The organism is uncultured Flavobacterium sp., assembly GCF_951805225.1.
Classification (GTDB): domain Bacteria; phylum Bacteroidota; class Bacteroidia; order Flavobacteriales; family Flavobacteriaceae; genus Flavobacterium.
In genome coordinates this window covers 2133172-2160011 of the sequence record NZ_OX638201.1, presented here as the reverse complement: position 1 = coordinate 2160011, position 26840 = coordinate 2133172, and the positions used below count along the sequence as shown (strand labels likewise).

Sequence of the window (26840 nt, the reverse complement as noted above, 5' to 3'; positions counted from 1 at the left end):
AAAATCAAAAATAAAATCAATATGAAAAGATATATCACATTATTGTTTTTTGGAGTCCTGAATATTTTGGTTGTCGCCGGTTGCAGCAGTGATGATAAAGGTTCAGACAAACCTACAGAACCAGAAACATTTGCGCCAGTTGCAATCGAAAAAACAAATAGCACCAAGATTTACGTTCATTATATGCCTTGGTTTGAAACCAATGAAAGTAGTGCCGATAAAAAATGGGGATATCACTGGACAATGGCAAACAAGAATCCAAACAATGTAGGAGCAAACGGCCGCAGAGAAATAGCGTCCTATTATTATCCACTAATTGGTCCATACCATTCTGGCGATAAAAATGTGATTGAAAATCATTTATTATTGATGAAATATTCTGGAATTGATGGACTTTTAATCGATTGGTACGGAACTTACGACGTCAACGATTACCGAATGGTAAAAGAAAATACAGAGCAATTAATTGCAATGTTAGACAAAGTAGGACTTCAATATGCGATTGTGTATGAAGACAGAACCACAAAAAATGCCGTTGATGCCGGAAAAGCAATTTCTGTAACCGCAGCTGCAAAAACAGATTTGGCATACCTGCAAAACAATTATTTTGACGATGCAAGTTATATCAAAATAAACGGAAAACCTTTGTTGCTAAATTTTGGTCCAATAATATTGCAAACACCTGCAGAGTGGACAAACGTTTTTAATACGTTAACTACAAAACCTACTTTTTTAACCCTTTGGGATCAATCTGTAGAAGCTGGAGCTAATGCTTCGGGTGAATATGCCTGGGTTTATAAAAACAACACTTATCTGACCAATTTTTATACCAATACAAAACCAAAACTTTCTTTTGCAATGGGAAGTGCTTATCCCGGTTTTAAAGATTTTTATGCCGAAGGTGGTGGTGGAGCAGCAATTGGCTGGACAATAGAACCAAACAATGGAGCCACACTTGATGAAACACTTTCTTTGGCTAAAAATGCAAATTTAAACTACCTGCAATTGATCACCTGGAATGACTTTGGCGAAGGAACAATGTTCGAACCTACAACGGAATTTGGTTATAGTTACATCGAAAAAGTAAAAGCATTTGCCGGTGTAAAAAATACCGAAACGGTTTTTCCCGATATCAGTAAACTTTATAATCTGAGAGTAGAAAAAAAGGGTAACGCCGATGCCCAGAAAAAATTAGATCAGGCCTTTAATTACTTTGTTTCAATGCAGCCCGCAAAAGCAAAACAGTTAATAAATGAAATTAAATAAGAGTTGTAATTAATACAATTAAATAATGAAAAACATAAGATATAGATACTGTCTAATTGCTTTAGCGTCAATATTAATTTACGCCTGCAGTGCTGGTACTAAAAAAACATACAGAATAAGTTCTCCGGGAAAAAACGTTGAATTAGTTTTTGAATTAACCGCTTCAGGTCAGCCCGAATATAGTTTTACGTCAGGCGGAAAATCAGTTATAGAACCTTCTTTAATGGGATTTGAATTTCAGGGAATCCAAAAAATGACAGAAGGTTTTGAAGTGGTTTCCACCGAAGAAAAAGCTGCTGATGAAACCTGGGAACAACCTTGGGGAGAATTCAGAAAAGTGAGAGATCACCACAATGAACTAATTGTTCACCTGAAAGAAGCAAAAGGCGAAGAACGTTTAGTAGATATCATTTTCAGAGTTTTTGATGATGGAGTTGGTTTTAGATATTTTTTTCCAAAACAACCACATTTAGGTAAAGTAAAAATTGCGAATGAAATCACACAATTCACATTCAAATCAGACAATGATGTTTGGTGGATTCCGGTGCACCGCGAAAACAGTTATTACGAAAGTACATATCGCAAAACACCAATTAGTAAAACTGATACCATAAATACACCGGCAACTTTTGAAACAAAAGAGAAGTTGTACGTTGCAATTCACGAAGCAAATTTGACTGATTTCGCTTCAATGACACTTTTAAAAACAAGTGACAAACAATATAAAAGCGAATTGGTGCCTTGGGCAGACGGAGTAAAAGTATATGCCGAAACACCTTTTAATACACCTTGGAGAACCATTGTTGTAGGCAAAACGGCTGGAGAAGTTGCTACTTCGACTATAATGCTAAATCTGAACGATCCTTCGAAAATTGAAGATCTTTCCTGGATTACACCTTCAAAATATATTGGAATCTGGTGGGGAATGCACTTAGAAAAATATACTTGGGGACAAGGACCAAAACATGGGGCGACAACTAAGAATACAAAAGAATACATTGATTTTGCTGCGAAAAACAATTTTGACGGCGTTCTGGTAGAAGGCTGGAACGAGGGCTGGGACGGCGACTGGACTGCCGATGGATCTGCATTTAGTTTTACTAAAGCATATCCCGATTTTAATTTGGAAGAAATTACAAAATATGCTGCTATTAAAAATGTTCGTTTAATAGGACATCACGAAACGGCGGGAGCCACAAAACATTACGAAAGCCAATTGGAAGATGCTTTTAAACTGTATCAGAAAATGGGCGTGAATACCGTAAAAACAGGTTATGTAAATAAATATTTGGATAAAAAAGAATGGCATGACAGCCAATACGGAGCACGTCATTACAGAAAAGTAATGGAAACGGCAGCCAAATATCATATCATGATTGATAATCACGAGCCTATAAAAGGAACAGGATTACAACGTACATATCCAAACTTCATGTCACAAGAAGGCGGACGCGGACAGGAATACAACGCTTGGTCTGTTGATGGCGGAAATACTCCAGAACATTTAACGACTTTACCGTTTACAAGAATGCTTTCAGGTCCATTTGATTATACGCCGGGGAATTTCAATTTTGATTATAAAACACCATCTGGAGCGCGAGTTCAAACGACTTTGGCAAACCAATTGGCATTGTATGTAATCATTTATAGTCCGTTGCAAATGGCGTCTGATTTACCGGAAAACTACGAAGGAAAACCTGAGTTTGAATTTGTAAAAGAAGTTCCGTGCAATTGGTCAGACACTAAAGTTTTGGATTCTAAAATTGGAGAATATACCACAATTGTGCGTAAAGACTGGGATGGAAAAAATTGGTATTTGGGATCTATCACAAATAGAGACGCCAGAGATCTTAAAGTAGCCTTGCCATTTCTAGATGCAGGAAAAGATTACGAAGCCGAAATTTATGCTGATGGAGCAGGAGCAAATTATAAAACAAATCCTTATCCGGTTGCAATTTCAAAACAAAAAGTAAATAGTAAAACAATACTGAATATTAAATTGGCAGCTGGCGGAGGAACAGCGATAAAATTCTCTCCAATCGAGAAATAAGTTAGTAAATTTTATTTTGAGTTAAGTTTGGTTTGAGCAATGAACCCGATATCTTGAGAAAGGTATCGGGTTTGTTATTTTGTATTAACCATGTAAGTTATTTAAGTTCATTTAAAACTGTGTCAATTTTACCGCAAAGCACGCTAAGATTTTTTATTGGTTATGTGTTAGAAAACGCGAAGTTCGCAAAGCTTTGTGTTGATAAATCTTTGTGCGCAATATTGTAGACAATTGTTTATTTAGTTTACAATCATTAATTCATAACTCACAATTCATAATTCATAATTAATAATTAACAATTAATTTCAGTGTTTATAAAGCTTAACATGATTACCAAAAGAGTACGTTGCAGCAATAGTAGGTCCGTTATAACCCCATTTAAAGAATCCGTTAAGTCTTTCTTTTTGAGCATCAACTCTAATGTTTAAACCTGTGTATCCTGCTGTTAAACTGAAGTTTTTGTAAACATTATATAAAACAGATAAGTTGTAACTCAAAAGACGGCCATCGATATCATTGATTTTAACAGCGAGATAATTGAAATTAGCATATAAACCCCATTTTTTTCCCAGTACAAACTCTCCCCAAACTCCAATATCCGGTAGAGGTGCGGTTACACTAAAATTATCACGATATTCGAGCTGTTGTGTTTGACCTTCCAGCCTTAAACCTACATCTATTAACATGACGTGTGCACCTATTAATGCGCCTATTTCATACTTTGGTTTAGATATAAAAGCATAACCGTAATAAATTCGGATAATCTGATTGTCCATAAAAGCAGAAACCCTTGCATCTACTGGATAAGTATGATCGCCAAATTCGATATCTTTTTGAAGGACTTTTGTCGAAGATCTGTTCAAATAAAAATATTCAGAACCAAGTCTGGATCTTCTTGAAATTCTCCATTCAAATGTTGCTGTAAAAGATTGACTACTTTTATTAAAGCCTAAATCTTTTTCAAAATCAATTAGATTTCCAAAATTTCCATTGTTGCTTCCTACTTCAACTTCGGTATTGTTAATCGGAAAAAATGCTCCGGCTGTAACTTTAAAACGTCTTGCGTGCCAAGGAAGATCTTCGTCATCATAGTTCTGGAATTTATCAGAATTATCGTTTTGTATCGTTTGTAAAGCGTTTTCCACGGGGATTTCAGCTGTGTTTTGTGCCTTAACAGAAAACCAAAAAGCAAAAACTATCAAAAAATAAAGTAATTTTTTCATTGGATTATTTTTAGATTTAGTTAATAAGATTTTTAACACTTAAAGTTAGCGAAAAAAATCATTCATTTCATTTTTTTGGATTTATTATTTCTATAATTAATCTGATAGTCAATTAGATATGTATTTTTAGTTAAAATTAGTTGACATGTCACTCTTTTTTGTAATTTTGTCTAATGGAAAAATCAACAACAGATTTTGATACTTTTAAAGATGAAATATCAGATAGTTTCTTCTTTCAGATTCATCGAATGAAACGAACTATTTTTCGTCGTACAAATGCACTTATGAATGAGGCGGGAATTACTTTGCAACTCGAACAACTTCCTTTAATTATGATTTTGCAGCGAAAGAATCTTTCGCAAAGAGAACTTTCAGATATGACAATGCGGGATAAATCATCAATTTTAAGAAGTATCAATGCTTTAGAAAAAAAGAATTTGGTTGAGGTTCAAAAAGACGAAGACGACAAACGAAAGAACGTTGTAAGTCTCACCGAAGAAGGAATCAAATTGGCAAAAAACATTCGCACTTTAATGAAAAAATCCGAAGATGAAGTTCTTTCTGTTTTTTCTGCCAAAGAAAGAATAGAAGCCCTGGAAACGATTAAAGGTTATGCAGATAAACTAGATGTACTTTAAAAAATAGCCCACAGATTTTACGGATTAAACGGATTTTCACTGGTTTATTATTAAGGAAAATATTGCCACGAATTTTTAAAATTGGTAAACAAGTAATTTTCAATTTTTAAAGCAAAAAAATCCACGAAAACCCGTTTAATCCGTAAAATCCGCGGGCAAAAAACAAACAAACATTATAAAATAAAAAATGAATAAAAACGAATTATTAGAAGGACCTATACTTTCTTCATTATTAAAATTGGCAGTTCCTATTATGATTGCCAATTTATTACAAGCCGCTTATCAATTAGTTGATGCTTTCTGGGTTGGACGTTTGGGCGGAGATGCCGTTGCAGCAGTTTCTGTAAGTACGCCCGTAATCTTTTTGACAATTGCTTTAGGAACAGGTTTGGCAATTGCAGGATCAATTTTAATTGCGCAATATTTTGGCGCCGGACAACAAGAAATGGTAAATCATGTCGCAGCTCAAACCTTATTAATGGTAGTCACAGTTTCGATTGGTTTATCAATTATTGGCTATTTTTTGAGTCCTTATTTTCTAACGCTTTTAAAAGTCACACCAGAAGTTTATAAAGACGCTTTGGGTTTTATGCAAATTGCCTTTATCGGACTGGTTTTTAGTTTCAGTTTTATGATATTTCAATCTGTAATGCGAGGCGTTGGACGTGTTACTTTGCCGGTTTATATCGTGTTAGGAACCGTTATTCTAAATTTTGCTCTAGATCCGTTGTTTATTTTCGGGTGGAATTTTATTCCAGCAATGGGCGTAAAAGGAGCAGCTTTGGCAACATTATCAACTCAAAGTCTGGCGATTATTATAGGTTTTGCTATTTTGTTCAGAGGAAAACACGGTATTCATCTACAATTAAAAGATTTTAAACCTGATTATAAACATATTAAGAAAGCGTTTAAAATTGGTTTTCCATCTTCGATTGAACAATCTATGCGTGCGATTGGTTTAACAGCAATCACTTTTTTAATTGTCCATTTTGGAACCACGACTGTGGCTTCATATGGAGCGGGATCAAATTTGATTCAACTGATTATGATTCCGGCATTAGGACTTTCGATGGCAATCGCAACTTTGGTAGGACAAAATATTGGTGCAGGAAATATGCTTCGCGCAGGTAAAATTGCCAAATTAGGCGCTTATTTAGGTTTCGGATTATTAACCGGAATTGGTTTGATTGCTTATGCTTTCGCTCCACATTTTATTGCTTTTTTCGTGCCAAACGAACCAGCAGTTATTGAAGGAGGAACAACTTTTTTAAGAATCACATGTCTTTCATGGGGATTTCTGGGACTTCAAATGTGTTTGCTTGGTGTTTTTAGAGCGGTTGGTAACACGACACTTCCAATGATTTTGACATTGGTTTCGCAATGGGTTTTACAATTTCCGCTTGCCTATATTTTATCACATAATACTTCACTTGGGAAAATTGGAATTTGGTGGGCTTTTCCTATTTCAACAGTTGTAACGGCTATAATTACAGTTTCAATTTATTCTAAAGGCGATTGGAAAAAAGAAAGACTTACCGGAAAAACTAATAAATTGATTGATAAAGTTGAAAAGGAGATAACGAAAGAAGGATTTGAAGTTAAATAGAGGTTCAAAGGTTCATAGTAGCAAAGGGACAAAGGTTTTCCGTAGAGGCGCACAGCAGTGCGTCTTTTTTTTGTCGTTTTTAATGATATTGTGTCTGTAACTTTATAAGTGATATTTAAATTTGATTCTCTATATTTGAAAGTATAATCTGAAAAAAAATATGGACAAAAAATTAAAACAATTCTTTATAAAGTCTTTTGGAGTATTATTACTGATACATTTGGCGTATTTTTTATACGGTTATTTTAAGTTTGCCGGTATTGGAGATATCAATATTTACTTTGAGTTTTATAGGTTTAAGTTTTATGATGATGTCTCTATTTCGCACTTTTTTATAAGTGGTTTATTCTTGCTTTTCTTTCTGATTTTCTTAATTAAAAATCATTCGCAACAGCGTTATCCTTTTGCTAAACTACTTCAAATTGGCTTTTTATTGCTGTTGGTTTCCTTTTTGAGTTTTTCATTTTTTGTGAGTTATAGTTTTGGACTCAATGCAAAATTGAAAACTGAATTGTCTGAAACCAATTTTAATAAAGACAAAGATTTACTGAATGTATTGAATCCGTTTTTATATAATTATACATCGTATAGTTCTGAGAAATTATTTAATCCGGTTAATATTTTATATCCAAAACCTTATCCGGTTATTGAAGTCGTTGACAGCACTTTAATCTCAGATCAATATTATAATACACAAAGCACATATTACAGTATCGACACGCTGAAAGTACTTACATCAGATTTTGATAAAGTTTCGGCAGCAACGAATACAATTTTGGATAAAATAGGTTTTGATAAAGACGAAATTTCGAAAAGAATTATAACGAAAAAAAGTATCAAAGACAGCACTGAAATTATCTACAAAGGCAGAGAAGTAAACCCAAAGTATGATGAAGATATTTGTATTTTTATCGAAAATAAATCACTTTATAAACCAGTAAACGGAATCCCGATTGAGCAACAGCAATTTGATGCCGCTGTCAAAAGATATAAGCTAATTTATAAATACAAGAAAGATTCGTTGCAATCTAATTTCCAAAAGTTAGATACTTTGTTTAAAAAATATAAGGTCGAAAGTCAGATCGTTCCCAACAATCTTGTAAAAGATGTTGAGTATTATAAAAATCATAATGATGAACCACTAAATGCAATCAGAAACAATTTTGATCGAAAAGTATTAGCGGAAAAATTCGACACTTTAGAAAGATTATTTTATGAACCAAATTACCTTCATCCGTCGATTATTGCGATTTTTTTCGGTGTTATTATAACCGTTTGGTTGATTCTTTTCTTGATTTATATTTTGTTCAATCTAAAAAGAAGAGTCTTAGAACCTTAGTATCTCAGAACCTAAGAACCTTAAAAAAAAACTAAACTCTATTATAATCGGCTTTCCAGTGTACGATTGCTTTTTTTATGGAATCTCCGGTAAGATTATTTTTTATGGCATCTTCAAGAAGAGGTAAAAACTCTTCGTCTGGAGCAAATCTCAAAGCAAATATTTGATCGTCGGTTAATTTATATTCGATTTCTTCAAATCGTTTTCCGGTTAAAGTAAAATAACGATAACGGATTTCTAATCTTACGATTCGATTTTGTAGAATAAGTGCATAATGTTGGCGCAGCATAAACGCTAAGCAGAATAAAAATACAAAGCCAACGCTAATAAACGACCAAATAAGAGTGTCGTTTGTAGTGAATGCAAAATAAATACTGGCGATTAAAAACAACGTCAGCACAGGATAATAAACAAAATGGTGTGGGGGATAAAACCGTATGTGATTGTAATAGGTTTGGATTTTCATAAATATTTTGTTTTTGGTTTGTACTTAAAAAAAACAAAGCTACCCTAAAATAGAATAGCTTTTCCCAAAAATAAACTAACATAACCAATGTTTCCTCTATAATTAAACTTTTTACAGTTTTCTTAGTAATATCAATAATTCGAAAAGCCTCATTTTCTTTTGCTGTGATCCATTCTATGGCTTTATTTCGTTATTGTAAAATTATTACAGAAGGAGAAGTTTATTGTTATATTTTAAATGAGAAATGTTACATGATTTCAATATTGACTTTTTAAAATGAAATTAAAAAGTCTCAATAATTTTCCATTGGTCAAGTTTAGACTGAAAAGATTGACTTGCATTTGCCGGACTTGTTGAAGGAAGTGTAATAAGTTGATACGGTTTTTCTAAATGAACATACTTCTTAAAAAATGCCGCCGCTTTTTGTCCGTTAAAGAAAATCGTTTTTATGTTGGGATGTTGTTTTAAAAACGTCTCAAAATCATTAGCAATTTCGTTTTTGATTGCGCTGTCCAGACTTCCAATGCGATCACAATATTGAAGAACATCCCAAAGCGCAATTTTATTTTTCTGCAAAAGCGCCTTTCTGGTTTCATAATCCGTAGAGAAATCCTCCTTTAGAATCGTGAACATAAATTTCCAGAAATTATTTTGATTGTGTCCATAATATTGATTGATTTCTAATGATTTTGTTCCAGGCATTGTGCCTAGAATCAAAATGTTAGCGTCATTATTACTTATAGGTTGAAAGGAGAAACTTTTCATGTTTTGAATTAAGAAATATTTTTTTTGAGTTAAAATAATCATTTGTAAGTAATTATAAAACAAAAGCAGAAAATTATATAACATTATTCGCACAGGTAAAGACGAACTTTGAAATATGATTTTACCACACAAGAATACTATTTCTTGAGCACAAATCCACACAAGACATTATAGAATTTTAAATCGGAACAAAATGAAAACAGTTACTATAAATACAGAGAAAATTCAAAATATATTTGAAGCATTAAATAAAAACTTTGACGGAAAAGTGACTTATGATTTAGATGAATATACACTTGAAGTGGATAATAGTTTTGCAAAAGGATCGATTATTGGCGCGTCTTTCAATGATAATATTTCATATGTACAATTTGATATGACCTTTTCGACAAATGTTCGCATGGATATTTTAAACGTTAAATCGTCGCCGGTTTATTTTGCATATTGTTCAAAAGGAAGTCTTTCGCATAGTTTTGGTTTTTCGGGCGAAGAAAGAAAATTTAAGACTTTTCAAACCGCAATTGTAACCTCAAAGGAAAGTCAGGATAATGTTTTATTTTTCGAAAAAGACAAGAAAACAAAATTTACTTTAATCATTGTTGGAACTGAAAATGAGGAACAAAACGAAATGTATTCTTTGAATCAAAAAGTTAAAGAAACTTTCTTTGAGAATAATGCAGTTCAGGATTTCTTTTATATAGGTTCGTATAACTTGAAAATTTCTGAAAAAATAGAACAATTAAACGCCGTTACACAAACCGGAATCGTTAGAAATTTACTAAAAGAAGGAATTTTGAGAATTATTCTGGCAATGGAAATTCAGCAACATACAGACGATTTAAATGCTTTGTCAAAAGATACAAATTGTTTGACTCTCAAAGAAATGGAAGAAATAAAAGAGCTTTCAGAAATCATAAAAGCCAATCCCGAAGAAGCTTTTACAATCAAATCACTAAGCAAAAAATCAGGCTTATCGCCAAATAAATTGCAGGAAGGTTTTAAAATGATTCACAACAGAACCGTAAACGATTATATCACACATATGCGAGTTTTAAAAGCCGAAATTCTAATCAGAACTTCAGACTTAAATATCTCCGAAATCGTGTATTGCATTGGTTTCACAAGCAGAAGTTACTTCTCAAAAATCTTCAAACAAAAATTCAATTGCAGCCCAAAAGAATATAAATTTAATTTAAATCCTTTAGCTATTACAGCATAGAAGAAGGTTCTAAGTATCTAAGGTTCTAAGTATCTAAGGTTCTGAGTTGCTAAGGTTTTTTAGAATTAAAGGTAAATAGGTTTTAACGTAGAGGCGCACAGCAGTGCGTCTTGTCAATTTATAAAGGTTCAAAAGGACAAAGTTTTTAACGTAGAGGCGCATAGCAGTGCGTCTTGACAAAGATTGGACGTACAAAAAATACGTCTTTTTTTGTGTCTCAGAATTTTTATAAGGAGCTATTTCCTGCTGTTCCTTCCAATCTTTTGTGCCGAACCCCGGCACAAAAGGATTTTCCCTCCCATCAGGGCTAGGATTCTAGTTCCATCCATATAAAATCATTTACATAATTGCCTTTTCCGCAAAGCAAACCTTTGTCCCTTTGCAACTTTGTCCCTCTGAACCTAAAAAAAATATTTGGTCACAAATAATTTTTAGCTACATTTGCATAACTAGTTATGTAATTAATTATATATGGAATTTTTTAATAAAGTTGGTAAGGTGGCTTTAGGAAGCCGATTACGTTTGATGACAGCAATGATAACCGATGATGCTGCAAAAATATATGAGTCTTATGGTATGAATTTTATGCCAAAATGGTTTCCCGTTTTTTATACACTTATAGAAGAACGCGAAATAACCATTACAGAAATCGCCAACGAAATAGGGCATTCGCAACCATCAGTGAGCAAGATTGTTCAGGAAATGATTGCGGTAGGTTTGGTAGAAGAAAGTTTAAAAAGCAATGACAAACGCCGAAATATAGTTGGCTTAACAGAAAAAGGCAAAGAATTTTCGAAAGAATTAAAACAACAACTCAAAGATGTCGAAGCTGCGGTTGATGGTTTAATTGCCGAATCAAGTCATAACCTTTGGGCTGCGCTTGAAGAATGGGAATTTTTATTAGACCAAAAGAGTTTGTTTAAAAGAGTAAACGAGCAAAAGAAACTGCGTGAAAGCCAGGATGTAAAAATTGTAGCATTCGAACCTCAATACCTCGATGCCTTCAAACAATTAAACGTAGAATGGATTTCGGCTTACTTCGAAATGGAAGAAGCAGATTATAAAGCTTTGGATAATCCGCAGGAATATATCTTGGATAAAGGAGGCAAAATTTTCGTGGCTTTATACCATAATGAACCTCTTGGTGTTTGCGCTTTAATAAAAATGAAAGATTCTGATTATGATTTCGAAATGGCAAAAATGGCGGTTTCACCAAAAGCACAAGGCAAGAATATTGGCTTTTTACTTGGTCAGGAAATTGTAAAAAGTGCTAAAGAATCCGGTGCAAAAAAGATATATCTGGAAAGTAACACCATCTTGAAACCTGCAATTAATTTGTATTACAAGCTCGGTTTCCAAAAAGTATATGGATTAGCAACGCCTTATAAACGTTGTAATATTCAGATGGAGCTTAAAGTTTAGGCTCAAAGTTACAAAGGTTCAGAGGTTCTAAGTTTTTTCTTAGAACCTTAGTAACTCAGAACCTCAGTACCTTCTCTAACGCCCAAACTTATAATAAACCAAATCCTGATTTTCTTTATCATCAATAGAATCGAGAATAGAATTCATACCGAGAACGCTAAAAGTGATTCCGTTTCCTCCAAATCCGAGGACGTAATGTTCATTTTTTTTGGGATCAGGTTTTCCAAAATAAGGTAAACCATCTTTTGTTTCTCCAAAAGTTCCTGCCCACGAATAATCAATTTTGAAATCGATAAGCGGAAATTTTCTTTGGAATTGTTTTTGTAAATACGCTTCTTTTTTCGGCAATAATTTATCGCGTTTTTGAGCGTCTTTAAAGTCTTCATCGCCGCCGCCAATAATAATCCGATTATCTGCCGTTGCTCTGAAATATAGATATGGATCTGCTGTATTCCAGAATATTGCATTTTTGAAAGCCACTGGTAAATCAGGTAAATTTTCTGAAGTAATTACATAAGTACTTTTTAGATCTACTACTTTCTCTTTTAATGTTTCGACACTTTCGTAACCGCTGCAATGTATAACGTGATCTGCCGTAATGGTAAATTTGTTTTCAGTACGAGCAATAGATTTTTCTTTTAGGTTTTGAATACCCGTAATATTTGTTCGGTCAAAAATTTGCATTCCGTTTTCCTGGCAATAAACCAATAAATCCTGAGCCAGTTTATACGGATCCATAACTGCGGCAGTTTTTGATTCGATTGCTGCGAGCGCATTTAAGCCCATTTCTTTCAAATTAAATTTGCTTAACCAGGTTACATCAAATCCGGAGTTTTTTCGGGTATCAAATTCTCGTTTCAAAAACGGAATATCTTTTTTCACGGAAGTAAAATAAATGCTTTTTTTGAACTCAAAATGACAGTCACTTTTTATGTCATCAATGATATTTCTTAAATCAAAAATAGCTTTTTTTCCATTCTTATAACTGTCAACGGCGCATTCTAAACCTCTTAATTCTATTAGTTTATGTAGCGGAACATCAATTTCATATTGAAGTAAAGCCGTACTTGCCGCCGTGCTTCCGTTACAGACATCACGACGATCAACGAGAACTATTTTTTTTCCTGCTTTAATTAATTTATAGGCGATTAAAGCTCCCGTTATTCCTCCGCCAATGATTAAAATTTCCGTGTCAATATCTTTGGTTATTGATGGATAACTGTTTAGCATGGCGTTTTTTAAAGGCCAGAAAGTTTCGGTTGAGCGTAGTTTCATTTTTTGGTAATATTTCTGGTACGTGATTTCGTTCTGTTTTTGTCCTTGCGTTCATGTTGTTCATGCGCTTCTGCAATAGAATGCGAGTTTCTGATGCTTTCGTCTTTTTTGGCAAGTTCACTAAGTCTGTGATAGTATTTCTGAACAATAATCATTTCTTCCTCCGTCATACTTTCGATATCGACAAGACTATTACTCGAATATTCGTTTGAAGCAACCAACTCATTTAGCTTAAGTTGAATCGCTAGAGAATCTTTGTTTTGCGCTTTCTGAATCAAAAAAACCATCAGAAAAGTAATAATCGTAGTTCCTGTATTGATGACCAATTGCCAGGTTTCTGAATAATCGAAAATTGGACCGGAAACTGCCCACGCTACAACAATCAAAAAAGCGCCTATAAAAGCTGGTGTGCTTCCGGCAGCTTTTGAAACATTGGTAGCAAATTTTTCGAAAGCACTGCTTTGTTTTGTTTTTTTAGTTTTCATTTGAATTTAACTTTTTCGTTTGCTTACTTTTTCTTCTTTTATGACTTTATTGTGTTTTTCATCATAAACGGCATCATCAATTTTTTGTCCTGTTTTACTAAAGATTTTAATTTTTGGATCTTCGTGAGTTCCGGTAATAACAATCGGGAAACCAATGATTCCAAATGGAGGCAATCCTAATCGCATTCTTAAATCAAGAAGTCCGTCAAAACTCGTAGTTCCTTTTATTGTTGGTTTAAAACTTGCAACACTAAATGTGAAAGGTTCTATGTGAATCAAATTATTATCAATAGACGATTTGATTTCGATTCCTTTCAAACCAGGATCGTCAAGACCTTTTTGTCCGGTTTTAGAACTAATTCCGTCAAATAATTTTAAACCTTTTACTTTTACATCACGTAAATTCAGAGTTCCTCCGCCTTCAAGAGATTCATAAATTGGTCCCATATTTCCGTTCAGATCTCCTTTTATTTTATAATCTACAGAGATAATTCCTTGTGCTTTTTCAGCGACCGTAACCATATCATGAAACATCGGAATTTCTTTGTAAGCTCTTTGTACGCTGAAATCTTTGGCTGTAAAATGAGCATCAAAATGTGCTGCTGTTGGCGATTCATCTTTATAAGTTGCGTTTATTCCCAAGAGACAATCGATAATGCTGAAAGTGGCATTATCTAAATAAAAACCTTCTTTTGTGATACCAACTTTTCCGTTGAGTTTGTTTAAAACCAAACCATTATATTCGACTTTATCAGCATTTGCAGTAAGTGCGACATTCAAGTTTTTCGGCACAATTACAACGCCGCTCATTTTTGGATGATCTTCTTTTGCATATTCCACTTCAAGATTCCGATCGGTATTTTCACCTTTTTTAAGCGCCATAAATTCATCGACATTGATAAGTTTAGAATGCATATTAAAGTTTCCGCTCAAAGTTCCGTGCGATTCCAGAAAGTAATTGATTGTGTTGAGTAAATATCCGTTAATCGCAAAATCAGATTTTCCATAAGTAGCATCGAATTTTTCGAACCACATTTTCTCATTCTGAAAACGGAAATTTCCTTGTTTGATAAAAAAGGATTTCGGAAAAAGTTCAGAAGTTGCTTTGATATTTTTTAATATAATTGTGCCTTTATTATCGAGTTTATTGTATTCTCCTTTTGTCGCATAACTTTGTTTTCCTTTAAGCGAAAGATCTGCTTTTGCATAACCGGTTACGTCAAGTCCTTTACGGGAAAAAACCTGATAAATGCGTCCAACATTCAATTCACCTTTTATTTTTGCATTATAAGCCAAATCATTAAAGTCAGATAAAGCGGCGTTTACATACATCGGATTTCCTTCAAAAACAAAAGAAGCCGGAGCAACAGCAACAATCAAATCCTGAAATGTTCCTGCTTTATTCAATACATTGGCGATAAAAGTTATATCTGTAATTGGGTTAGGATAGGAGTCGGTTTTTAACCAGCCATTACGCAACGCAATTCCGCCAATAGTTTTAGGAAATAGTTTTTTTGAAGTGCTAAAAATACCTTTTGCCTGAATATTTGTTTTCAGAATTCCTTTTAATTCTATAGTATTCAAACCTATCGCGGCATCAACTGTAGCAAGATCTAACGCGCCTTTTACGCTTGCATTGACGTTCATTTCATTGAAACCTTTACTGTGTAAATAAGCGGTGAAATAATCTTTTTCTCCAACTTTAAATTTAAAAGTCTTTAGATTAATTAAAAGTTTTTCTACGTCAAGCGAAGGTAAAACCGCATTTAAATCCATCTGAAAACCGGTTAATGGAGCAGGGGCATTTTGATAATTTATAGCGCCTTTGTCAATTTTAAGATCAAAGGCTAAATCCGGTTTTAGCTTTTTGGCGACATTATAATCTCCTTTAAAAGTAAAAAGCAAATCACTATTTCCTGAGATTTCAGTTTCATCCATCCATTTTAAATATTCCGGTGGCATTACTGATAATAAATCTTTTACGGTTGTGTTTTCTGAAGCTGCTTTGATATTGATTTTATATCCGTCTCTTAAAATGGTAAATAAACCAGTAAATTTCAGAGGTAATTTATTGATTCGTAACTCATTTTTTTGAAGAATAAACGAAAGCGCGTGCGTATTAATTCTTGTAATCAAATCGGCGCGAACGGCTTTTTTTCGAAGGTAAGCGGTTCTGTCATAATAGAAATCGACATTATCGATTCTGGCATCTGTATTTAAGTCAAAAATATCTTCGCTTAAATTTCCTTTTCCAATATAATTAAAGCCTTTTGCGTCAACCAAAATTTTTGCAGATCGATCATTATATTTTACGTGACAATCTTTCAAATCTATTCGTTCTAAGCGAATTGCAGTTCCTTCTTCAGGTTCATTTGGATCGTTTGGCTTTTTGTCACGATCTTCCGGAGCAACATAAATATTATAATTGGCTTCTCCTTTTTGGTTCACCATTATATTTATTAAAGCTTTAGAAACATAAAGTTTATTGATTTTTACTTCATTGTCAAAAAGCAATCTTTTCAGGTTAATCCCAAAAGCAACTTGTTCAGCTTTTAACAAAGTATCGTTGCGAAATGGCGCTGAACCTGTAAGTGATAAATCGTCAAGCGAAACTGTAAGCGACGGAAAATGAGTGAAAAATGACAACCTTGATTTCGTAAAATCCATTTTAGTATCTAAACGTTCATTGGCAATTTTCTTTACTTCAGACGCAACTGTTCCAGGAAATAACAACGGAATCAAAAACATTAAAAGCAAGATACTCGCAATTGTAATTCCGGTTATTTTTAGAGTTTTTAGGGCTATATTTTTATAAGATACAGGCATATAGAGATATTTTAAACCATTTCACGAATCACACAATTCACAATTCACGACTTATTTTTTTTCAGCTTCTTTTTTAGCGTCTTCTTCTTTTTGTTTTTTAGCATCTTCTTTGGCTTTGTCTTCCTTAGCTTTTGCTTCTTTTTCCTCTTTTGCTTTTTCTTCTTTAGCTTTTTGTTTCTCTTTTTCCTTTTCCTCTTTTTTCTCCTTCATTTCCTCTTTCGCTTTTTCTTTTTGTTTCTCTTTTTTCTTGAAATATCCTCTCAACAAAAAGTTACTTTTGGCAGCTTCCATATTATCGCTAAAACCTTTGGTTCCGGATTCTAAATTTGATAAAGTATTCGAAACGCTGTTTGCCATTTTATCATCGCGAACTAATCTTGCCAAAGCACCGTTTCCGTTATTCATAGAATGACTGAAAATGGCAAGCTCATCAGAAATAACACCAACATTATCAACACTTTTTTTGACGCTTTTCATAATATCATTCATTTCGATTCCGTCAATAGAAGCAATTGCACCATTGTTTTCGATAACTTTTGTAGATTTTATTCCAGGCGTAATAGTCAAAACTTTGTCGCCCATTAATCCGTCAGAACCAATGCTGGCGCGCGCATCTGTTTTTATAAATTTGCGGACTTCATCTTTTACGACCATCGACACAACGACAGAAGAATCATTAATTAATCTGATTTCTTCGACCGTTCCGATGTTGATTCCTGAAAACCGAACATTATTTCCAACTTCTAAACCACTAACGGTTTTAAATTGGGATGAAATGTGAAATGTTGACCCAAATAGATTTTTTTGTTTCCCAATAAAGTAAACTGCCATAATAAAAAGCAGTAAACCTATTGTTACAAACATTCCTAATTTCCAAGTATATCCAGATTGCTTCTCCATGATTTCTAGTTTTTATTTTGCTTTATTCAAAGAATGAGCGAACCCATTCGTCTTCGTCTTTTTCTAATTCTTCATATGTTCCTTCAGCGTGTATCACTCCATCTTTCAAAACCATGATTCGGTCGGCAGTTAATTTGGCGCAAGCCATATCGTGCGTAATAATGATCGAAGTTGTTTTGCGTTTGTGTTTGATATCGAGAATCAATTCGCTTATTTCTCTTGAGGTAATCGTGTCCAATCCTGTAGTTGGTTCATCGTATAAAATGATTTCCGGCTTAAGGATTAAAGTTCTGGCTAAGCCAATTCTTTTCTGCATTCCGCCCGATAATTCAGAAGGCATTTTATCAATTGCATCACCCAATCCTACATTATCTAGAGCTTCGATGACTTCACTTTCAACTTCTTCGGCGGTTAATTCTTTTTTATGTTTTTTTAAAGTAAATGCCAAATTTTCTCTAACTGACATTGAATCGTACAAAGCGCCACTTTGGAATAAAAATCCAATTCGAACTCTGATTTCGTTCAGTTCAGGTTTAGTTAGATTCAGGACATTTTCGTCAAAAACTTTTATTTCGCCTTTGTCCGGTTCAATTAAACCTACAATACATTTTATTGTAACTGATTTTCCCGAGCCTGAACGTCCTAAAATCACTAAATCTTCGCCTTTGTTTACGGTAAGATTTACACCTTTTAAGATTTGATTATTGGCACCAAAAGTTTTGTGCAAATCTTTGATCTCAATAATCGGAGTTTTGCTTTTTTCTTTTGTTTTAGGTTCTGTATTTTCTTTCTCTTTAATCATTTTTAAAAGAATAAATCGGTTATTTGAACTGCGACCATATCCAGAATAAAGATGGTTAAAGAAGCTGTTACAACTGCTGAGTTTGCTGCTTTACCCACACTTTCGGTTCCATTTGAAGCATTAAATCCTTTAAAACATCCAATCATTCCGATAAAAAATCCGAAGAAAAATGTTTTAATTGTCGCCGGAATCAAATCCAGAAATTCCAACGATTGCAAAATCTGAGTCAGATAGCGATAAAAGTTAACATCGCCATGAATATTGATACCAACATATCCGCCAATAATTCCAACAGCGTCTGCAAAAAACACTAAAATAGGAACCATTAATGTACAGGCTAAAATTCGCGTTACGACCAAATAGTTATAAGGATTTATAGCCGAAACTTCCATTGCATCAATTTGTTCCGTTACTTTCATAGAACCTAATTCGGCACCAATTCCTGACGAAATTTTTCCGGCGCAGATCAAAGCGGTAATTACCGGCGCAATTTCTCTAATTAAAGAAAGAGCAACCATTCCCGGTAACCATGATTCGGCACCAAATTTTACAAGCGTTGGTCGCGATTGAAGCGTAAGTACCAAACCCATTATAAAACCGGTTATAGCTACCAATGGCAGCGATTTATAACCTATCACATAACATTGTTTCAAGAATTCTTTTGCTTCATAAGGAGGTACAAAAACTTCCTTAAAAAACTGCTTTGCAAACAAGGTTGCATTTCCAATTTCTGTGAATGTATTTTTTATAGTGAAAATCAAAATACTATGTTTTAAGTTAAATCTAATGATTGAAAACCAGTTCTTTAAATAGCTTTACATCTTCTGATTGTTAAGTATAAAATTACTCTGTTAATACAGAAGAAATCTTACACAACTTTTTAGGAAGTTTATATAATTAACATAGTCGTACACAATAAAGGGATTATTGTGTCGTTTGGCGGAAAATGTTAAAATTAGGAATGTTGTTGAATGGCACGCAGATGACACGGATTTAAACAGATTTGTACTGATTTTTTTTTCTATTTCTGGGAATAACAAAAAGAGGATTTTATTATTATTATTATTGAAATAGGATAGATGTAAAAAACAAAAAATCCCTTCGTTAAAAGGGATTTTCTGGGTTTAATAGCAATTTTGGTCAGTCTATTATCGTTTGATTCTTTATGAATTTATAGCAACGCCGCTTCTGTTTTTCATTAACGGAATTACTTTTATTTCTGCTAATTTAAGGTTTTCCATGATTAATCTGGCAGTAAGATAACAAACTGTAGATTCTGCACCTTGATTTAGGTTGACATTTTCTTTTTCCAGTCCATCATAACCACCGCCACTTATAGGATTGTACATAATTTGGTTAAGATGATTTTTGCCTAAAAACCAGTTAAATGCGATTTTCATTTTGTTTTTATATTCGGCTGTACCAAATGCATTATAGAACGAATTTAAGGTTTGAATTGTGTAAGCAACATCAATTGGCTGTTCTCCATATTCGTTTACATCTGCTTCCGAATCTCTGTGTAACCATCCGTTGTTAGAAATTACTTTAAAGTTTTTGTCTTTAAACATTTTCGACATTAAAAAGTCAAGAGAATCTAAAGCTACTTTTTTATAGATTGGTTTATTCGTTGTTAGAAAAGCATAAAGCATTGATTCCGGTAAAATTCCGTTTCCGTAAGTCAAATAATTTTCGAACCATTTCCAATCACTTGAAGCGTGAATTTCATAATTAGAAAGTAATTTGGCGTTCAATTTATTAATAATCGCGGCAACATATAAGTTAGGAACTGCTGTGTGATACAAATACAAACCTTTTGTTGCAAAACCAATAGAACGCGGCGACTGAATATTTTCGGCCCATTTTAAAGAATTCAATAAACATTTGGTTGCCTTTTTAGTGATTGCTTCCGGCAAAATAGCAGCGTTTGAAACCACTGTTCCTAAAGCCCAAATAGCTCTTGCATTAGAATCTTCTAAATTTACTTCGGCATTTTGCTCTACATGTTCGCGGTTTTCCTGATCTACATAATTGATAAAATCGCCTTTTGGTTGCTGACAACGTTCAATAAAATCTAAATAAATCAAGATATAAGCTAAATCGTCTTTGTCTTGCGTCAATTTATAATGCATGCAAAGAGCAATCAAAGCGCGCGCATTATCGTCTAATGTATAACCTGAATCAAGATCCGGAATTGAGATTTTGCAAAATTGAATGATACCTAAATCGGTTGTCATTTTTTTGATATGCTTCAATTGAATTGAAGGATAGGTATATTTTATGTCAGTTGGACTTTCAAAAAGCTCTTTATAAGTATTCATATGTGTAATTGCCGCATTTTCCCAAGAAGAAGCGCGCGTTTTTCTAAAAGCATTTTTCCCCATTTCTTCTCTTAGATTTTCATCTGAAAGTAATTTAATAGCTGCTTCAGAAAATTGATCTACGTTTCCAATATCAACCAGAATTCCAGAATCCGGAGTTAGAACTTCTAATGTATGCGGAATTTTTGATGCTACAATTGGACAAGCACAACTCATTGCATAAGAGAATGTTCCGCTTACAGCCTGATTTGGATCTTTTGATGTAAACAGATAAATATCTGTAGCTTTTAGATAATCTAAAAGTTCGTCTGTATCGAGATATTCATTTATAAAACGAACATTATTTTCCAGTTTTAATTCTTTAACAATTCCTTCCAATTTATCGCGATAAGCATCAACGCCATCTTTTATTAAATTAGGATGTGTTTTTCCGATAATTAAATAAAGAACATTTGGAGTATTTTCGACAATTTTTGGTAATGCTTGTAAACCGGTCTCAATGTTTTTTCCTTCTCCTAAAAGTCCAAAAGTTGATAATACTTTTCTATCCTGAATATCGAATTTTTCTTTTGCTTGTAGCGGAGTTTCATAAATTACAATATGAGTTCCGTGTGGTACGCAAGTAATAATATCTTCTTTTATACCATAATCTCTCATCAAAATTTCTTTGGATTGATTGGTCATCACAAAAACCGAATTGCTATAAGAAAGCAGCAATTTCACGAAAGTTTTTAATTCGTCATTCGGGTTTGGGATTACGCTGTGAAAAGTATAAGTAAGTGGCTTTTTGACTTCATTTAAAAAATCTAATAAATAGTCTCCATAATTACCTCCAAATAAACCAAATTCATGCTGAATATGAACCAATTTTACTGATTTGTCTTTGTTGATTTCATGTGCAACTTTAGTATATTCTTCTTTATTTCTTGTGTTTAAAGTGTAGGCTTGCGTTGGATTTGCTTTTGGTTTATCGACCAATTCACAAATTTGACAAGTAACGGATTTACCAAATACATCATTAATTCCTTTTATTGTGTCTTGTGTATAAGTTGCTATTCCACATTGTGTTGGAGGAAATGTAGAAAGAAAAACTATTTTAGATTTATTTGATATCGCTTTCATGGGGATGTTGTTTTAGTTCGTTTAATAAGTCGTTTAGTTTCAGTAAGACATTCTAATTTATGTCTCTATTATGGCTAATTCTATACTGCTAAAATTTTTATCTAAAATTACTTTATCAATAAAGTGGCGATTAATCCAATCGATCAAAAAGTTAACTCAAAAGCATTTATGTGGGAATTTTGAAACGAAAAGGTGGAATTATAAAATTAACTCAAAAATTTGATTTATAGTTGATTGCGATAAAAAATTAACGTTTTGAGTTAAAGGTTTTCTATCGAATGAAGGAACTTTGAGTAACAAACAAATCGGACTTTAAAAAGTCTTTATTATAAATTTAAAATTCAAGATTATGTTACGTTGGACAGTCACATTTATAATTTTGGCTATAGTAGCCGGAATTTTTGGTTTTGGTGGAATTGCCGCCGGAGCCGCTAGTATTGCAAAAGTTTTATTCTTTATATTTTTAGTATTATTTGTTATTTCATTAGTAACAGGAAGAACAAAAGTTTAGCAATAAGTTTTAATCAGCTAAAAAAAAAGCGAAACCAAATAATCTTGGTTTCGCTTTTTTTTGTTTTGTTTCAGGTTTAAAGTTTCAAGTTTTTGATTGTGACTTAAACTTAAGTTTGAAAACTATTTTTGTAAAGAATAATATTTTTTGTTTAGAAAGGCAATCGGTATTCCGATACAGAAAATCAGAATCAGGATTGATAATATTAATGGGAAATCTAAATGTTTCTCTGGCAAAACCGGAAATACAACCGGCAAAACAACTAAGTTCATTGCAATCCAAACGAAGATTCCATAAATGATTCCGGATAAAAGTGTGTTCTTTTTTAAGAATGTGAAATACGGATATATCGTAAAGTAAAACCAGGCAAAAACAAAAGCTATAAAATAGTGCAATAACAATCCGTATAACGCCATTTGTGAACCGCCGCTATAAGCTTCTTTTTTGAAAATTCCACTTGCTATAGATTGCAGAATTTTTATTGGCGTTGTTTTTTGAAATAGAATTGCGTAGAAAAAAATTGCGGCAAGAATATCCAATGTTCCTGCAATTAATCCCGCTAAAAATATACTTCCTGATTTAGACTTCATACAATGATTTAAGATTTGGAAACTTGTTTATAAATGTCATTCAACTGTTTTGTATGTCTTTGAATATGAGTCAAAGCAAAACTAATCCATTCAAAAATAGTAAATTTTCCAAAACCGGGAAGTTCAAAATCAAGACATGTTTGTGATAAATCTAAAGTTTCTGTTGCAAGTAATAAATCTGCTTCTGTATTAAGAAAGATTGATGTTATTGAATCTTTGTCGTAATCAATAAGTTCCGGCTTTAAAAATTCAGGTGCATCCATTTTTATATCGAAGTTCAAAAATAATGCTTCAATATCCTTGACTTTTTCATGATAAGGTCTTTCGGTTTCTTCGGTTTTTCCCAGAAATAATTGAGGATAACCGGAGCAGGCAAGTACAAGATGCTGAGCTGTTTGTCCGGCAGTCCAACTATCTTTGGCAGGAACAATATTAAATTCTTCTTGCGAAAATGAAGAAAGTATCGCATTTAGGTTTTTAAATGTTTCAACTGTATCTTTTTGAATTGCTGCTTCCATTTTTCTTGATTTAGAGATTGTGTTTTTTATTCGATAACGGATGTTATCCACCAAACATTTCCAAAAGGATCTGTTACGCCACATGTTCTGCCATAATCCTGATTGCTTAAACCCATTAAATTTGTAGCACCGTGATCTAATGCTTTTTGGTAAGTTTCGTCTGCATTAGGAACATAAACAAACAAGTTAGAGTTATGTTTTGTCCAGTCTTTCGTTTGATCAGCAACCATTATTGTACTTCCGTGAAGGATAATTTCGGCGTGCATAATAGTTCCGTCATTGCGTAAAACGTTTGTACTGGATTTTTCTGAATCGAAAACTTTTTGAGTAAAATCAATAAATTCAGAAGCGCCATCTAAGATTAGATAAGGCATTATTGTTTGATGATTGATTGGTAAATTCATTTTTTGAAATTTGAAGATTGATAGTATTTCAAAAGTACAATAAAAAAATTAAAATTTTGATAATCAGTATATTGTGTTTTTTTATGAATTATAAAAGTACCTCACAATGGTAACCGTAAGAACCAAGAAGTTCTATAATTTTTTGATTGGAGATAGAAGCAGCATTGATTCGCAGAATTTTGTCGCAATCTTCTAAATCAAAATTGATCGCGCTATTTGGGAGATGTTCAAGAAGTTTCCCCACAATCATAATAGATTGCTCCACTTCCTGAACATTTGTTTTGAAAACTTCTATCATCACTTTAAAAGTTTACAGAGCAATATTCTTGTATCGCTCAATTCTATGATAATAATGGTATGAAATCGCCAGAATCACTAAAAATATTAATGGAAAAAACGATTGAAAATTAACTCCGTCAACGGCAAAATGACTTATTGACGCGAATATGAAATCGAAACCAAATCCAGCGTAAGCCCATTCTTTTATGTTTTTAGGAATTGATGGAATTACCAATACTAAAACTCCTAATATTTTAAAAACGACTAATGCATTTCCAAAATATTCAGGATATCCTAAGTGTTTGATTCCTTCTTTTGCCAATTCAGTTTGCGAAGTTAATGCTGGCATAACGCCTTCAAATAAGAAAATAATAATAGTTGTAATCCAAAAAATAATTTTTGCTTTCTTCATAATTTGTTATTTTTAAATGGTTATCAGTTAATGTATTACAAACTTACAAATCTTATTTTTCTGATAGAATACTTATTTACGACTATTTTAGGGGCATTTTGGACAAGTTGGGGAATTTTAGATTTTAGAGGAAAGAGGAAAGAATAAAGAGGAAAGATTTTCTGGATTGAGTTTATCAGATAGTTTATCATTTCTTGTTCATCGGAATGATAGGAGAAAAAAAGAAAAATCCGTTTTTATCCGTGTTTTCGCGATAGCGAATCCGCGTCATCCGCGTGCTAATAAACGCAAACCATTAAGCAATAACATAATTCTTAATCACAAACAAATCCTCAAAACCTAATCTTGTATAAATATCTTTTCCCATTGCAGAAGCTTGTAACAAAGCATTATCCGCATTTAAATCTATAGAAAGATTAAGAGCGAATTTCATGATTTCTTCGGCAAAACCTTTTCTACGCATTTTTGGGATTACGCCAACGCCATGAATTCCGATATTATTTTCGGTTTGAAAAAGCATGAAAGTACCAATTGGCTGATTTTCTAAAGAAACCAAATAAAAATGAACATCATTATGATTGTGAATCAGGATTTCTTTACTGATTACATAACCAAAAGCATTTGGATATAAATCTGCCCAAATTTTAGCATCTTTTTCAGTAGAAACTCTTTTAAAACTTAGCTTGTTTTCTAGTGCAAATTTTTGATCTAATTTCAGCGCCATTGCTACTTGTTCGGTTTTTATTTCAAAACCATTCGATTCCAATATTTCATAAGATTTTGTTCCGAAAATATTCCAATATGGTAAAACTAAACCTGAATTTGTTTGCATAGTTTTGATAATTTGCGGAAGGTCTTTTTTTGAAATATCTTTTCGAAACCATAGTTTATTTGGCCAGCCTGAATTTTCGATTTTGCAATATTCGAAAGTTTCATTTTTATGATAGGATAGGAAAGGAGCGCCAACGGTTTTCCATAATCCGGTAAGATTGTTTATGTTGTCTTCGATTAAGTTTAGATCTTTCATTTTGATACTAATTATAAAAATATAAGACAAAGATAAGTTGTGATTTCGGGCGAAACCTTTACATATGTTGATTTACATATCTTTTTCGAGACTTTTTCTAATTCGGCTTAATTGTGTTGGTGTAATTCCTAAATGTGATGCAATATGCAACAACGGAATTCGCTCTGAAATATCCGGATGTTTAGATAAAAGATGCAAATATCTTTCGGTTGCGTTTTCCATTACTAACGAAATTTCGCGTTGTTCTTTTTCAATCACCCAGTTTTTTTCTAAATAGGCGATATAGTAGTTTTTCAGATCTTCGTTTTGGTCAATTAATGTTCTGTATTTTTTGTAATTAAGGTTTATCAAAGTGGAATCTTCAAGTGCTTCGATAGTAAATTCAGATGGAGTTTGTTGTAATAAAGAAGCTTTTGAACCTGCAAAATCGCCTTCGAGAAAAATGTTTTTGTTATAAATATTTCCGGCAGAATCGGTGATAAAGGCTCGCAAAGCACCTTTGGCTATAAAATGAATTTCTTTTGCAATTTGTCCGTTTCTCAAAAGTATTTCTCCTTTTTTTATTGACTGAAATTCAATAATATTTTCAATCAATTGCCAGGATTGTTCAGAAATAGGAGCGTAGCTTTCGAATTTTAGTTTTAAATCGTGGAGATACTTATCTTGATTGAGTTTCATTTTATTGAAGTTTGGCTTATCTAAAGTAAAGAAATAATGCGGAATTATGGTACGCGGATGACGCAGATTCGCTATCGCGAAGACGCGGATTTAAAACGGATTTTTTTTTCGCAATCTTGTACTCGCACTATTTTTCGAGCTACAAACAGAGGAAAGATCTCTGTTTGTAGCTCGAAAAAGATTTGAGATTTACTTTATGGACTTTAATCAGCGTAATGATAGATGCTTTTTTTAATCGTATCATTTATTTTTTCGAGAGTAACTTCGGTTACACCGCCTTCATAATTCATCGTAATAGCTACTTTTTTACCAGAAGTGATTTCATAATCAATTGAGATTAATCCTTTTTTATTTACATCAACAGATTCATTTTTGCTTGGAATTGCACTTAAAAAATATTCTGTTTCTTCGACTTCTTTCTTTTTGATAATATTTTGATACGTTTTCTCAAGATCTGTATTTGTTATGATACACTCTTTTCCGGATCCCATTTCTACTTCAATATCTTTGCAATCTTCTTTTTCCTCTTTTACTTCTTTTGCTGTAATATTGGTTGTTACTGGTTTTTTTTCTGATTTTAATTCTTCATCCGAAGTGCTTTTTTTACAGTTTGTAAATAGTAAAGCTAAGAGAGCGATGCATGCAATTTTTTTCATAGTTTGAATGTATTGATAGTAGGAATTTTATTTTAAAAGTATT

Annotated in this window: 26 protein-coding genes; 8 read left to right on the top strand and 18 right to left on the bottom strand. The window is 33.0% G+C overall.

From position 1 onward, the window contains the following. The first annotated feature begins 21 nt into the window (after positions 1-21). Entirely contained in the window at positions 22-1266 is a 1245-nt protein-coding gene (locus WN975_RS08900) for a glycoside hydrolase family 71/99-like protein (RefSeq protein WP_337966229.1), read from the top strand. 25 nt (positions 1267-1291) lie between these two features. Then, the gene (locus WN975_RS08895; RefSeq protein WP_337966228.1) at positions 1292-3316 is read left to right on the top strand and encodes a glycoside hydrolase family 97 protein; all 2025 of its coding nucleotides are present in this window, start codon (positions 1292-1294) and stop codon (positions 3314-3316) included. Positions 3317-3621: 305 nt separating this feature from the next. On the opposite strand, the gene WN975_RS08890 is transcribed toward WN975_RS08895, so the two are convergent. Further along, complete coding sequence (locus WN975_RS08890) at positions 3622-4539, bottom strand: hypothetical protein (RefSeq protein ID WP_337966227.1); 918 nt, start codon at positions 4537-4539, stop codon at positions 3622-3624. Positions 4540-4712: 173 nt separating this feature from the next. Between WN975_RS08890 and WN975_RS08885 the strand changes: the two genes are divergently transcribed. From WN975_RS08885 to WN975_RS08875, 3 genes are all read left to right on the top strand, one after another. Further along, complete coding sequence (locus WN975_RS08885; RefSeq protein WP_337966226.1) at positions 4713-5177, top strand: MarR family transcriptional regulator; 465 nt, start codon at positions 4713-4715, stop codon at positions 5175-5177. Between the two features lie 187 nt (positions 5178-5364). After that, entirely contained in the window at positions 5365-6783 is a 1419-nt protein-coding gene (locus WN975_RS08880) for an MATE family efflux transporter (protein WP_337966225.1), read from the top strand. 160 nt (positions 6784-6943) lie between these two features. Further along, complete coding sequence (locus WN975_RS08875) at positions 6944-8122, top strand: hypothetical protein (RefSeq protein WP_337966224.1); 1179 nt, start codon at positions 6944-6946, stop codon at positions 8120-8122. Between the two features lie 31 nt (positions 8123-8153). Here WN975_RS08875 and WN975_RS08870 read toward each other — a convergent pair whose 3' ends face one another. Together WN975_RS08870 and WN975_RS08865 are read right to left on the bottom strand one after the other, a co-directional pair. Then, entirely contained in the window at positions 8154-8588 is a 435-nt protein-coding gene (locus tag WN975_RS08870) for a DUF6526 family protein (RefSeq protein WP_337966223.1), read from the bottom strand. Between the two features lie 282 nt (positions 8589-8870). Then, positions 8871-9353 carry a DNA-deoxyinosine glycosylase gene (locus WN975_RS08865; protein ID WP_337966222.1) on the bottom strand — a complete coding sequence of 161 codons (483 nt, stop codon included), beginning with the start codon at positions 9351-9353 and terminating at the stop codon, positions 8871-8873. 193 nt (positions 9354-9546) lie between these two features. Here WN975_RS08865 and WN975_RS08860 point away from each other — a divergent pair, with 193 nt between their 5' ends. Both WN975_RS08860 and WN975_RS08855 read left to right on the top strand, forming a co-directional pair. Continuing rightward, complete coding sequence (locus WN975_RS08860) at positions 9547-10572, top strand: AraC family transcriptional regulator (protein ID WP_337966221.1); 1026 nt, start codon at positions 9547-9549, stop codon at positions 10570-10572. A 471-nt stretch (positions 10573-11043) separates the two neighbouring features. Beyond that, positions 11044-11994, top strand: a complete 951-nt coding sequence (locus tag WN975_RS08855) for a helix-turn-helix domain-containing GNAT family N-acetyltransferase (protein WP_337966220.1) — start codon at positions 11044-11046, stop codon at positions 11992-11994. 75 nt (positions 11995-12069) lie between these two features. On the opposite strand, the gene WN975_RS08850 is transcribed toward WN975_RS08855, so the two are convergent. The 7 genes from WN975_RS08850 to WN975_RS08820 form a co-directional block, all read right to left on the bottom strand. Beyond that, on the bottom strand, positions 12070-13269 hold the full coding sequence (locus WN975_RS08850; protein ID WP_337966219.1) for an FAD-dependent oxidoreductase: 1200 nt from the start codon (positions 13267-13269) through the stop codon (positions 12070-12072). Next, positions 13266-13754, bottom strand: coding sequence for a low affinity iron permease family protein (locus WN975_RS08845; protein ID WP_337966218.1), 489 nt, complete (start codon positions 13752-13754; stop codon positions 13266-13268). The genes WN975_RS08850 and WN975_RS08845 overlap by 4 nt, the downstream gene beginning before the upstream one ends. A 6-nt stretch (positions 13755-13760) precedes the next feature. Beyond that, positions 13761-16580, bottom strand: a complete 2820-nt coding sequence (locus tag WN975_RS08840) for an AsmA family protein (protein WP_337966217.1) — start codon at positions 16578-16580, stop codon at positions 13761-13763. A gap of 51 nt (positions 16581-16631) precedes the next feature. Beyond that, positions 16632-17480, bottom strand: a complete 849-nt coding sequence (locus WN975_RS08835) for an MlaD family protein (RefSeq protein ID WP_337966216.1) — start codon at positions 17478-17480, stop codon at positions 16632-16634. 22 nt (positions 17481-17502) lie between these two features. Next, entirely contained in the window at positions 17503-18282 is a 780-nt protein-coding gene (locus WN975_RS08830; protein ID WP_337966215.1) for an ATP-binding cassette domain-containing protein, read from the bottom strand. Between the two features lie 2 nt (positions 18283-18284). Beyond that, positions 18285-19043 carry an ABC transporter permease gene (locus tag WN975_RS08825; protein WP_337966214.1) on the bottom strand — a complete coding sequence of 253 codons (759 nt, stop codon included), beginning with the start codon at positions 19041-19043 and terminating at the stop codon, positions 18285-18287. Between the two features lie 402 nt (positions 19044-19445). Continuing rightward, positions 19446-21722 (bottom strand): glycosyltransferase, encoded by a 2277-nt coding sequence (locus WN975_RS08820; protein ID WP_337966213.1) that lies wholly within the window; start codon positions 21720-21722, stop codon positions 19446-19448. A gap of 349 nt (positions 21723-22071) precedes the next feature. Here WN975_RS08820 and WN975_RS08815 point away from each other — a divergent pair, with 349 nt between their 5' ends. Continuing rightward, complete coding sequence (locus tag WN975_RS08815; RefSeq protein ID WP_099708306.1) at positions 22072-22233, top strand: DUF1328 family protein; 162 nt, start codon at positions 22072-22074, stop codon at positions 22231-22233. 122 nt (positions 22234-22355) lie between these two features. Here WN975_RS08815 and WN975_RS08810 read toward each other — a convergent pair whose 3' ends face one another. The 8 genes from WN975_RS08810 to WN975_RS08775 all read right to left on the bottom strand — a co-directional run bounded on the left by WN975_RS08810 (position 22356) and on the right by WN975_RS08775 (position 26797). Beyond that, positions 22356-22823, bottom strand: coding sequence for a DUF1440 domain-containing protein (locus WN975_RS08810; protein ID WP_337966212.1), 468 nt, complete (start codon positions 22821-22823; stop codon positions 22356-22358). 8 nt (positions 22824-22831) lie between these two features. Then, positions 22832-23341 carry a DinB family protein gene (locus WN975_RS08805; protein ID WP_337966211.1) on the bottom strand — a complete coding sequence of 170 codons (510 nt, stop codon included), beginning with the start codon at positions 23339-23341 and terminating at the stop codon, positions 22832-22834. A 26-nt stretch (positions 23342-23367) separates the two neighbouring features. Then, positions 23368-23745: a VOC family protein gene (locus WN975_RS08800; RefSeq protein WP_337966210.1), complete on the bottom strand. Its 378-nt coding sequence runs from the start codon at positions 23743-23745 to the stop codon at positions 23368-23370. Positions 23746-23833: 88 nt separating this feature from the next. Beyond that, positions 23834-24043, bottom strand: a complete 210-nt coding sequence (locus WN975_RS08795) for a hypothetical protein (RefSeq protein WP_099708302.1) — start codon at positions 24041-24043, stop codon at positions 23834-23836. Positions 24044-24055: 12 nt separating this feature from the next. Further along, positions 24056-24436 carry a DoxX family protein gene (locus tag WN975_RS08790; RefSeq protein ID WP_337966209.1) on the bottom strand — a complete coding sequence of 127 codons (381 nt, stop codon included), beginning with the start codon at positions 24434-24436 and terminating at the stop codon, positions 24056-24058. 295 nt (positions 24437-24731) lie between these two features. Next, the gene (locus WN975_RS08785; RefSeq protein WP_337966208.1) at positions 24732-25463 is read right to left on the bottom strand and encodes a GNAT family N-acetyltransferase; all 732 of its coding nucleotides are present in this window, start codon (positions 25461-25463) and stop codon (positions 24732-24734) included. A gap of 72 nt (positions 25464-25535) precedes the next feature. After that, the gene (locus WN975_RS08780) at positions 25536-26141 is read right to left on the bottom strand and encodes a Crp/Fnr family transcriptional regulator (RefSeq protein ID WP_337966207.1); all 606 of its coding nucleotides are present in this window, start codon (positions 26139-26141) and stop codon (positions 25536-25538) included. A 203-nt stretch (positions 26142-26344) separates the two neighbouring features. Further along, positions 26345-26797 carry a hypothetical protein gene (locus tag WN975_RS08775; RefSeq protein WP_337966206.1) on the bottom strand — a complete coding sequence of 151 codons (453 nt, stop codon included), beginning with the start codon at positions 26795-26797 and terminating at the stop codon, positions 26345-26347. Positions 26798-26840: the final 43 nt, after the last annotated feature.